Origin of the sequence: Bacillus sp. REN10, from assembly GCF_016820555.1 — a bacterium.
Taxonomy (GTDB): Bacteria; Bacillota; Bacilli; order Bacillales; family Domibacillaceae; genus Bacillus_CE.
On sequence record NZ_JADHDW010000001.1, the window covers coordinates 612,405 to 622,267 of the forward strand.

Annotated in this window: 13 protein-coding genes; all 13 read left to right on the top strand. The window is 35.3% G+C overall.

Going from position 1 to position 9,863, the window contains the following annotated elements; all coding sequences use genetic code 11:
• The first annotated feature begins 2 nt into the window (after window positions 1–2).
• Window positions 3–278, top strand: coding sequence for a DUF6123 family protein (locus IRB43_RS03130; protein ID WP_203361950.1), 276 nt, complete (start codon window positions 3–5; stop codon window positions 276–278).
• A 235-nt stretch (window positions 279–513) separates the two neighbouring features.
• Window positions 514–1,020 (top strand): RNA polymerase sigma factor, encoded by a 507-nt coding sequence (locus IRB43_RS03135; RefSeq protein ID WP_203361951.1) that lies wholly within the window; start codon window positions 514–516, stop codon window positions 1,018–1,020.
• Window positions 1,010–1,939, top strand: a complete 930-nt coding sequence (locus IRB43_RS03140; RefSeq protein ID WP_203361952.1) for an anti sigma factor C-terminal domain-containing protein — start codon at window positions 1,010–1,012, stop codon at window positions 1,937–1,939. Before IRB43_RS03135 ends, IRB43_RS03140 begins: the two co-directional genes overlap by 11 nt.
• Before the next feature lie 41 nt (window positions 1,940–1,980).
• Window positions 1,981–3,963, top strand: a complete 1,983-nt coding sequence (locus tag IRB43_RS03145) for an ABC transporter permease (RefSeq protein WP_343070791.1) — start codon at window positions 1,981–1,983, stop codon at window positions 3,961–3,963.
• Window position 3,964: 1 nt separating this feature from the next.
• Entirely contained in the window at window positions 3,965–4,831 is an 867-nt protein-coding gene (locus IRB43_RS03150) for an ATP-binding cassette domain-containing protein (RefSeq protein ID WP_203361954.1), read from the top strand.
• On the top strand, window positions 4,824–5,450 hold the full coding sequence (locus IRB43_RS03155) for a hypothetical protein (protein WP_203361955.1): 627 nt from the start codon (window positions 4,824–4,826) through the stop codon (window positions 5,448–5,450). Before IRB43_RS03150 ends, IRB43_RS03155 begins: the two co-directional genes overlap by 8 nt.
• 35 nt (window positions 5,451–5,485) lie before the next feature.
• Entirely contained in the window at window positions 5,486–5,989 is a 504-nt protein-coding gene (locus IRB43_RS03160; RefSeq protein ID WP_203361956.1) for a hypothetical protein, read from the top strand.
• Window positions 5,990–6,033: 44 nt separating this feature from the next.
• A complete protein-coding gene (locus IRB43_RS03165) occupies window positions 6,034–6,384 on the top strand; it encodes a HEAT repeat domain-containing protein (RefSeq protein WP_203361957.1) in 351 nt (116 codons plus the stop codon).
• 134 nt (window positions 6,385–6,518) lie between these two features.
• Window positions 6,519–7,025, top strand: coding sequence for a hypothetical protein (locus IRB43_RS03170; protein WP_203361958.1), 507 nt, complete (start codon window positions 6,519–6,521; stop codon window positions 7,023–7,025).
• A gap of 184 nt (window positions 7,026–7,209) precedes the next feature.
• The gene (locus IRB43_RS03175) at window positions 7,210–7,623 is read left to right on the top strand and encodes a hypothetical protein (protein WP_203361959.1); all 414 of its coding nucleotides are present in this window, start codon (window positions 7,210–7,212) and stop codon (window positions 7,621–7,623) included.
• A gap of 180 nt (window positions 7,624–7,803) precedes the next feature.
• Window positions 7,804–8,283 carry a hypothetical protein gene (locus IRB43_RS03180; RefSeq protein ID WP_203361960.1) on the top strand — a complete coding sequence of 160 codons (480 nt, stop codon included), beginning with the start codon at window positions 7,804–7,806 and terminating at the stop codon, window positions 8,281–8,283.
• Window positions 8,284–8,301: 18 nt separating this feature from the next.
• A complete protein-coding gene (locus IRB43_RS03185; protein ID WP_203361961.1) occupies window positions 8,302–8,670 on the top strand; it encodes a YxiJ family protein in 369 nt (122 codons plus the stop codon).
• Between the two features lie 513 nt (window positions 8,671–9,183).
• A partial coding sequence (locus tag IRB43_RS03190; protein WP_203361962.1) for a hypothetical protein occupies window positions 9,184–9,863 on the top strand: 680 nt, incomplete at its 3' end.

A 9,863-nucleotide genomic window follows, 5' to 3' on the forward strand; every position in this document is an offset into this window, starting at 1 on the left:
CGATGAAATGCGATTCATCGGTGGCGAATTATTTACTGCGATTAGAGGACAAAGGCTTTAAATTTTCAGATGATCGAATTGCCTTTATTTATTTTGGACAAAGGTCGACGGACGCTTCAGATCACTTAGTAAAGGCGGCTATTGAAATTACATTGAAGGCACAAAAAACATTCGATGGAAGCTTTTATCTATCGTTGCTGGAGCGGCTAAAAGAGAAAAAAATTACATCGAGAAACATGGCGCTGCAGTTTGCGAAAGAACGAGGGCTAATGAAGTAGGGTTGAGCAATTTGCTTGACCCTATTCTTTTTATACAAAATCAGTAGTGGTATATAAAAAGATCAAAAATAATTAGATTGAATATTCGGGATAACGAACTTCAGTCAAAAATCTATTCTAAAAGATTGTTTCTATTCACTTGTGTTTTTTGTATTTTTACCAAATTAAACTTGAAAATTTTGTTTTTTTGTTTACCTTTTAAAAAATCAATCGTTATATAAGTAGGAGGAGTGATATGAATGATACATTGGGAAACAAGCTACAGCAAAAATTACATTCGGTCTGCCTAACTCTAATAAAAATGGGAGCAAGTAAAGAAGATGCTGAAGATATTACGCAAGAAACAGTTATTCAGTTCCTTCAGTATATTGATGGGGTTGATATCGACTTTGCACAAGCGTGGCTATACCGAGTAGCAGTTAATAAATATTATGATTTGCTAAGGAAAAAGAAATCACATAAAAACTACATATTGGCCTTTGATATGAGCCAACTTTTTAATCATGACACACCAGAACATGTTTTGTTACGAAAAGAATTACAGAAAGATATCCAACGTGTTTTGAGACAAATGAAGCCAAAAGAGGCTGAACTACTCTTACTGAAATATAGTGCGAATTTTTCTTTGAAGGACATTGCCATATTATTTCATACAACGGATAAAACAATTAAAACACAGCTAGCAAGAGCAAAACAAAAATTGGTGAAATTACTAGAGGAGGATATCCTTAATGAAGAATAAATCAATATTTGAGCAAGATGATGCATTTTCAGATTTAGTGAAAAAGGCCAAACGTAAATCGATTAAGCGAAACATTATCATCTCCTTGCTTGTAACCATTAGTACATTAGTTTTTTTATGGATACTTTTGTATATCGGGCAATATTTTATGTATGAAAGAATGTATGAAGATACAGAAGAAACAAATGATGGTTATCGTATGTATGGTGCAAATGTATATCCTAGCGGGGCATCATACGATTATTTTTTCGTTGTAGGCCGCTCAAATGCCTCAGCATACAAAGAAGTTAATGGTCACTTGATTAATTGGGATTCGAGAAGCAGTTTTCATACGATTTTAGGAACAAAAGCTACCGTAAATACATCATCTTTTATCGATGAGAATGATAGTACCTATAAAAATGATTATAAGATGGTAAAATTTCATTTGCCTAATAAAGAAACGGTTCATGACGACTTGAGCTATTTAAAAACTTTACCTGGTTTTTATAGTGTAGAAATTGCTTTGTCTTTTCATAAAGAAATACCATTAAGGGACGTTGAACAAGCCTTTCCGACAGCCAGCTGGGTCTGGTTGTTGCAAGACCATCTATATGAAGATTCAGCTTCAACGGATCAAGCCAACTCTTTATCTGTTAAACAAGATTTTAGTGAGGTTGATGGAGATCAAGCACTTGGATTTCCTGTTGAACCCAACACACTATTTAAAGAAGGCGCTACACAATATACCACATTTCTTAAGGAAAAATCAGAGGATTTAGTAGATGCAAAAGACGTATCGCAGATGTTGAAACAGTATGATCCTGATCAAATTCCGATAGCAGGTGTTATTTTAACAGGAACTGTAGATGAAGTTTTACCTTATACCACTAAACCATCTGTAAGAGTTGTGCGCACAGGAGTGATTATTCCGTACTAGAAGTAATGTTAGTAAAAAACATATTGATTGTAATAGAATGGGTGAATAAATTGCGATGGAAATATCTTTTTCTCTTCTATATCAAACAAATAGCTAAAAGTAAGCTGTACATTGGAGCAAGTGTACTATTCTTCCTTCTGTTAATCAGTCGACTAATCTTGTTCTTCTCCAATCCATATGACATGGAGCAATATGGGCAACTTCCGAGTGAGGTAGCGATGATTGTCCAAATGGTATCGATTTTTTATATGATTTTTTTCTACCGTATCCATTCAAATGAACTACTTTATGGGATTCAGTCTTTCTTTGTAGATGGTTATCGAATTATGCTAGAGAAAATCTGTGCAATGTTTGTGGCGCATTTTATGTATCAGGGAATGATGTTAGTCGTTACATATACCATTTATACGGGGATTTATTTCAGTGTTGGTATAGAGCCTTCTAGCTTTTATTTGTCTTTGCTTCGTTTTTTGGTCATTTATATGTTCACCCCATTGATGTTAAGTATGTTGTATGGCTTGGTTGTAGCAATGATCTTTGGCACAAAAAAGAGTAGCTTTATTGTTATTTTATTGATGTGGATTGTGACTGGAAGTATGAGCACAGAATTATTTTTTGATTTCTTTCATACTGTTCATGCGGGTGAATGGCAGTCTTTACTTTTCATCGGAATGAATACGGTACAGCATGTATATAACTCCTATATTGGCTTCGATGTGCATTGGGGAAATGAATTAAAGCTGATCACATGGTTTCTGATTCTCACGGGAATGATTTTAATTCTGTCACTTCGTTGGACACGCAGAAAGAGGGAGCGAAGCCTTGTCATCAAAGTGCTGTTGGGGGTGTTATGTCTTTCTATGGTTACAACCTATGGAGTGGTTGAACTAAGTACAAAGGCTTTTAGTAGAGCAGATGATTCTACTGAAACAGACTACTATATAAATGTAAATGAAGCTGAAGCAGACTTGCGTTATGAGATTGAATCGTATTCGATTTCATTGGAAGGAAAAAAAGCAACTGTACAGGTGAAATTTTCTGAGATGAACACTCTTGAGCCAAGCTTTCAACTATATCATGCCTACCCAGTCAAGTCGATTCAAGCCGGTAGTGAAAAGATCAACTTTGAGCGTGATGGAGATATTCTTACGGTCCATCTGCCCATGAATCAGCCATCCCTGACTTTTCATTACGAAATAGTTGACTCGAGCTTTATCCCACATACTAATAATAGGATCGTACTTCTTGCAGATAAAGCTTGGTATCCCAAAAAGAGAGACTCACACATGTACGAGATAAATAAAGACATAGGAGAGATCGAGTTGAGTGAACGCTTCTCACCTGAAGAAAGTTATTTCTTTACGGTGAAGACAGAAGAAGTGCTATTCAGCAATTTGCCGAGGCATGGAGAGGTGTACAGCGGTGAGGCACAAGCTGTTACTCTTATAAAGGGGCAGGGGAATCGGCTAACATATGGCGATTACCAGATTGCGTATCCCGCAGACTGGCCCGAAATGAAAAAGAGAGTGCCAAAGGTGTTGTCACAATTAGAAAAGACGGTGCATGAAGTGCAGCAACTTGCTCCTACAACGATCCAATCATTACCTACATCTATTGTGTTTTCCAACTATGGACTGTCTTCCTTAGTGACGAAAGATCACCTTGTATATAACACAAATTATGGAGATGCGGTGGACTCATACGAGACGACCAAGGATTTCCAAGAAAATATGTTAAAGCTTGCCGTACAAAGAAAGGGTTCATACAAATTGTATAGAGAGTGGACAAATCTTTCCAGTCAATTTATTCGGCAAAAAAAGGACTGGAAAATTGAATCCAAAGAAAGAAGTGTTGAATCATTTTCTTTGCCGAAAGAAGAACAAGAATCAATCGAATTCATCTACCATCACTTTTATCAATTAAATCATGCTCAACAACAGCAGTTTCTGCGAGAATGGTATCAGAAAATGGACGAGAAGTGGACATGGGATCAGGTGCTGGATTTAGTAAAGGAGCGAAGATAGATTGGAAATTCACGTTCAAGAATTGACAAAGATCATCAAAAAGCAACGAATATTATCTAATGTCACCCTTTCTTTCTCTGGAATTTATGGGCTGTTAGGACCCAATGGTGCTGGTAAAACGACATTAATGAAAATATTGGCGAGTTTGACTGAGTTTAATACAGGAAGTGTAGAGATTGACGGGGAATTAATAAGTACCTCTACTTATGTTAAGCGAACAGCTCATATTGGGTATTTACCTCAAGATTTTATGATTTATCCTGAGCTCAAGATGTATGAAGTACTCGAACATATCGCTATTCTGCAAGGAAACAAGTCGTCCGCGTCGTATGGTACTCAAATTAAAGAAGTCGTAGAACAGGTTAATTTATCTGATCACTTATATAAAAAAATGCACGAATTATCTGGTGGAATGCGCCGGCGTGTAGGCATCGCACAACTTTTATTACGCAAGCCATCTATCCTACTTTTTGACGAACCAACGGCTGGGTTGGATATTGAAGAGCGTATACGTTTTCGCAATCTTTTGAAGCAGCTAGGAAAGCGACACACGGTCATTATTTCCTCTCATATTGTTGAAGATATTGAATTTCTTTGCACGAAAATCGGCGTTATCAAAAATGGAGAGGTGTTATTTGAAGGAAGTCCAGAAGAACTAAAACACAAAGCCGCTCACTGTACGTATGAAATGAACATTCCACTCGAAGATTTAGATGAAGTTATTGCGACAAAAGAAGTTGTCCAGATGAATGAAGAACCCTCCCACATTGTGGTGCGTGTACTATCAGGTGAGCCAATCGGTCAGTCTGTCAGTCCACGCTTAATGGATGGGTACCTGGCACTTCTAAAAGAGGCGATCCATGAATAAGCTCATTCATTTGTTTACATTCGATATTAAATTACTTCGGTATTTATACAGTTTTCCATTTGTGGCTTATGCTCTATGTATCTTGTTAATGTTAACAGTTGGAGCACGATCCGATTCTCCGTTTACATCATACATTTTTGTACAGGGTATTGCCGTGCCGATGGCTGGATTACATTTAGTTTTCCTTTACAACAGTTTGTATGAGGAAGGAGCAAGAGAGACGTTACTCGTTTATTACCGTAAAGTGCTAATCGTTGATATGATTCGCTATGCTCTTTTACATGGGGCCTTCATCTTGGCGCTTGTAGGCTTAACGATTTGGATGAATGGGACAGATTTCTTTACTAGTACTATCATTGTCCACCTAGTTATGCTGTTTATCTTCTATCACATGATAGGGCTCGCCGTTTTGAGCACTACAAATAGTTTAGATATTACCTTAGCCATCGTGGCAACATATACCTTTATGGAAGTAGCGACGCAAGGTACTTTTATGCCATGGCCACACTTATTTTTATTTGTGGAACCCATTGATGATATTTGGCTACGGCTTACCTTTTTATCATTAGGAATAGGCACTTTATTATCAGCAATTCAATTATGGCGAAAGTTTAAATAGGAGCCTGAAAAAGATAAGAGATAAATTATAGAGATATGGAAAGAATGGATTGGTTGAATGGAGAATCAAAAATGAAGATAAAGCATCTAAATTTATATTCAGCACTTGGAGCGACTATAGTATTTGCCTTAATCTATTCAGAACTTTTTTTGTTAGGAGGTTTTCATCCCTACTCCGACCCAAGTATTGTTCCGTATTTATTAACTACGTTCTTAATTATTTCTCTAGTCACTTCTTTATGTCTAATAGCTTATTTATTTGAAATATTTTTATTGAAAAACAAAAAACAATTAAGCGCTATTTTTTATTTTTTCATTGGGATACTTAGCGGTGGAACTGTTTCTCTAGTGTATATCAACTATGAGTTTTTCTATTTTTTTATAATTCTTACCACTTTAACTACAGCTGGCTCAATGATGTTTTATTTTATTAAAAGATCATTGAACTCTGTGATTCTGCAAAAAGTATTGGCTATTTCTCCATTAGTAGTGATCTCTTTAGTGTATTTGTTAAGTAAATTTCTTTATGCTATAAATTAGAATGCTTCATAGAAAATGGTGATGTAATGAATCCTGAGGGTAAAATGAGAAAAATAGAAGAGTGGCAAGCAGCTGACAAGACCGATCAAGTGCTTAGTGAAATTTTATTATATACGGATGACAAAGATTTTAGAGTAAAGCTTTCAGCAGTAGAAGCATTATCTGCTTTTAATTGTTACCCAAAAGCAAAGAATAAACTCATTCAATTAACAAATAGCTTCTCAAGTGAAGAGCGCATGTATGCACTCGAACAATTAGGGGAGTTTTCAGGAGAGGATGTAGGAGAGGCCGTACTTTCTAAATTGCAAGATCCTGATAGCTTAGTTCGGATTTCTGCTGTAGAAGTATTAGGTGTGATTGAATATAAAAAGGCGATTCCAGCTCTTTGTCATTGAATAACAGTAGACGTATAAAAGAAACCATCTAATTTACGCAAAAGGTATCTATGGAAAAATCATTTTTGCATGGATACCTTCAATTGTAAGTCCTCGTCAATAAAAAAGCATATCAAACGAAAGGAGCATTATATATGCTATTTGAAAAATTACTACGTTTTCAAAAGAAAAATAGTGAAGCTGAGTCCCTTTCAACACTGTTATATAGAGACCGATCAGATGATGAATGGGAGCAACAGAACTTTACAAAGGAAAATCTAGATTATTCTTTAGAAAGCTTATCTATCATAGACGAATACATTCATCGAATGGTCGGAACAGAGTTCTGTTCAAGACATTTAATTACCCTGTCTTCTCGTATTGGCATTTATGTTGGAGAAGTGATTCGTAAAGAGACCGGTTCATATTTTGATTGGTATGAATATGATGATGTATTTATATTCTTGAATGAAGAAGAACTTAACTCCCATGAAAATTATTATGATATCGTTCAATTCCAGGAACTTTTATATAATCGGAAAACACAGGTGTTATTATTGCCTTTATACTTAGTTTTTCAGTATCTTATCAAGGATTCTACCAGCTATCATTCGGTATACGAATATGGCGAGAAAATGATCCGGAAATATGGAAAAAAATAAGCTCTTTAAAAGGGTTTTTATTTTTTGTTTCAAAACTGAACACATCCTCTCGTTCATTTCATCACAATGACCTAATCGAGATATGTCCATACATCTATACTACATCCACCTAGAACAAAAAAAGTCAGACATTATCACTATGAGCATCAGAAGAAAAAGAAGAAAAAATGAAAGGAGTTACTAAATGATTACCCTAATGCAAGATAAGCATTGGAAAATAACTCTCGAAAATAGTAATGAGCAGTTTAGATTTAGAATTCATCACCTAGATATTGTTGAAATAAACACTACATTTATGACATTTGATAAAGAAATTCTTTTTATTGCTCAGACAGTATTAAAAAAAATTATTAAAGAACTTGATAAGAACAAAAACAAAAGTAAATATGATTCTCTTGAACTGTTAGGAGATGTTGATGGAGAATTTCTTGTAACGATAGATTTAAAGGAATACCATAATTTTGATTTGAAATTTATCAACTATTCTTCAGAATTTGAATTAGAATTATTTGGACATGCAAGTGACTTTTTTTATTTGGGTAAAGCAATTGACTCAATTGTTCGCATTGTGAGTGATAAAAACACTTTAATCGAATGATACAGGAAGGACTTACTTTAATATTTATTATTGAAGTAGGTTCTTCTTTAATTTTTTAGAGTCTCAAACTATTTCTTCTGCCAGCAGAAGGGCATTTTCCTCACAACAGATCCAGAAGGTGGAGACACAGACGATCCGAAGACACAGAATGGTTACGCTTATGCAAATAACAATCCTGTAATGATGGTTGATCCGGATGGTAATTGGGCTTGGATGGCTGTCGGAGGAGCACTAGGTGGATATAGTTCATACAAATGGGCTAAAAAGAAGAAACTTAAAGGTTGGAAAAAATGGGGTGCTGTAGCAGGAGGAGCTGCCTTGGGGGCAGTAGGTGGCGGCAGTTGGAGAACTGCTCCAGTATCCAGACACTGGTATAAAGGAACTTTTAAAACGGCAAAAGATTCTCTTAATTACCATCATGGCAAATACGTTATAAATAAAGGAAAGACTTACTCAAAACGACAGTATACAAAAATGGCAAAAAATTTTTACAAACAAAATAAAAGTCTTAGAGAAGAAGTAACTTTAAAGACTGGGAAAAAAGGATATAGAATCAAGAATGGCAAACAAGGTGGATTCTATACCAGAAACGATAAAATAGTATCATATTGGAATAATGGTTGGAAAAAAGTTAAAAAAATAAAAAATTGTGAACATTAAGTAAAAAGAGGGGTTTAAATGAAAAAAGATTTAAATGATAATCTAAAGAACAAATTAAAAGAAATTAATTTTCAAGTTGGGTTTCCGTATGAAGACCTTGAATTAATCCAAAAAAAATATGAGGAAAAAATTGGTTGTCCACAGGGTGAAAATAAGTTAATAGAAGACTTCAATGATTTTCTTATGGTTGTAGCCGGAAGTGCTGATTATATTCTTTCAGGAAAAAAAATCCCTAAGTATCAAAAAACACTTTTGGGAAAAGGGTTTTTTGAAAGATATCCTAACTATGCTTTTTTAGAAAAGGTGTTGGATAAGTATCCAGATTTCAGCGAGGAATTAAAAAGGCATGAATTAGCACGTGAAATATTAAATAGTCTGAAGGAATGAACATGCTATTCAATTATCCATCATCAAAATAAATACAATTAAATGTTCAGAAAAAATCTTCATTATTTTGCAAACAATGAACCTCACCCTAGAAGAAATTTAATTTTCAGACTGTTTAGATATTCTCGGCAGTCTTCTTTTTTTGATTATTAAAGAATATTTTCGCGATATAATCGTTTACTCCATTAAAATAGATCGTGTTGTTATGCCAAATCATTGTGATAGTTTCACATATTTATCAATTGCTGTTAACCAGAGTGTCAGAAAAATATTTTTTCACCCTTATAAGGAACCCTGCCGCATGCCCATCGAGCTAAGGATCTAAATGGCTAAATACGAAGCAATTCTTGTTTCCAAACGAGAGAGTTATGGAAAATAGGCATATCGACAGATGTTTTTATCAATGGTTATTTAAAATGGCACTATGATTATGATAAAAACGGCAACACAACAGCTGTGAAAAATGGAGAGAACAATGATACTTCCACGTTTACCTATGATAAAGCAGACAAGTTGAAAACAGCTTCTAACGGTAAACAGGTTGTTGAGTACAGTTACTCACCAACAGAAACGTTAACAGACATTAAAGGAACCTCAAATGGCAGCTCATTTGCTCAGAAATTTGCGTTTGACGATGCAGACCAGCTAAAAAACTGGTACCGAAATGGGGGTATACAGGGAGCATATGAATACTATCCAACAGGCGAGCCACAACAGCGCAGATATGTGAACGGTATTCACACTAACTATACGTATGACGACGACCAGCAAATGAAAACGCTAAAAGTGACTAAAGGTACAAGCGTCTTATTGGACGAAACCCTAGGCTATGACCTGAACGGAAATGTAAACTCGGTGACTAGTTCAACTGACAACAAAGCTTTTGCGTACGATAAAACCAATCAATTAGAATCTCAAACCATTTCTTCTGCTCAGTTAACTGAATCATATACTTACGATGCAGTAGGAAATCGTAAAACCAAAACAACAATAAAAGATGGAAAAACGACTAATACAACGTTCGACTATGATGCTAATAATCGTCTCACATCTGTAAATGGACAAACCTATTCTAACGGTAATCGGACAAAAGATAATAAGTACACATACGTGTATAATAAATTCGATCAGATAACCTCCATCAAAACCAATGCCGGAACCACCGTCGCCACCTTCACATACGATGACGAAGG

Coding starts and splice junctions, on each gene's coding strand:
- IRB43_RS03140 (WP_203361952.1), top strand. CDS start 1,010: ATGAAGAATAAATCAATATTTGAGCAAGATGATGCATTTTCAGATTTA.
- IRB43_RS03185 (WP_203361961.1), top strand. CDS start 8,302: ATGAAAAAAGATTTAAATGATAATCTAAAGAACAAATTAAAAGAAATT.
- IRB43_RS03160 (WP_203361956.1), top strand. CDS start 5,486: ATGGAAAGAATGGATTGGTTGAATGGAGAATCAAAAATGAAGATAAAG.
- IRB43_RS03170 (WP_203361958.1), top strand. CDS start 6,519: ATGCTATTTGAAAAATTACTACGTTTTCAAAAGAAAAATAGTGAAGCT.
- IRB43_RS03135 (WP_203361951.1), top strand. CDS start 514: ATGAATGATACATTGGGAAACAAGCTACAGCAAAAATTACATTCGGTC.
- IRB43_RS03165 (WP_203361957.1), top strand. CDS start 6,034: ATGAGAAAAATAGAAGAGTGGCAAGCAGCTGACAAGACCGATCAAGTG.
- IRB43_RS03175 (WP_203361959.1), top strand. CDS start 7,210: ATGATTACCCTAATGCAAGATAAGCATTGGAAAATAACTCTCGAAAAT.
- IRB43_RS03155 (WP_203361955.1), top strand. CDS start 4,824: ATGAATAAGCTCATTCATTTGTTTACATTCGATATTAAATTACTTCGG.
- IRB43_RS03180 (WP_203361960.1), top strand. CDS start 7,804: ATGATGGTTGATCCGGATGGTAATTGGGCTTGGATGGCTGTCGGAGGA.
- IRB43_RS03130 (WP_203361950.1), top strand. CDS start 3: ATGAAATGCGATTCATCGGTGGCGAATTATTTACTGCGATTAGAGGAC.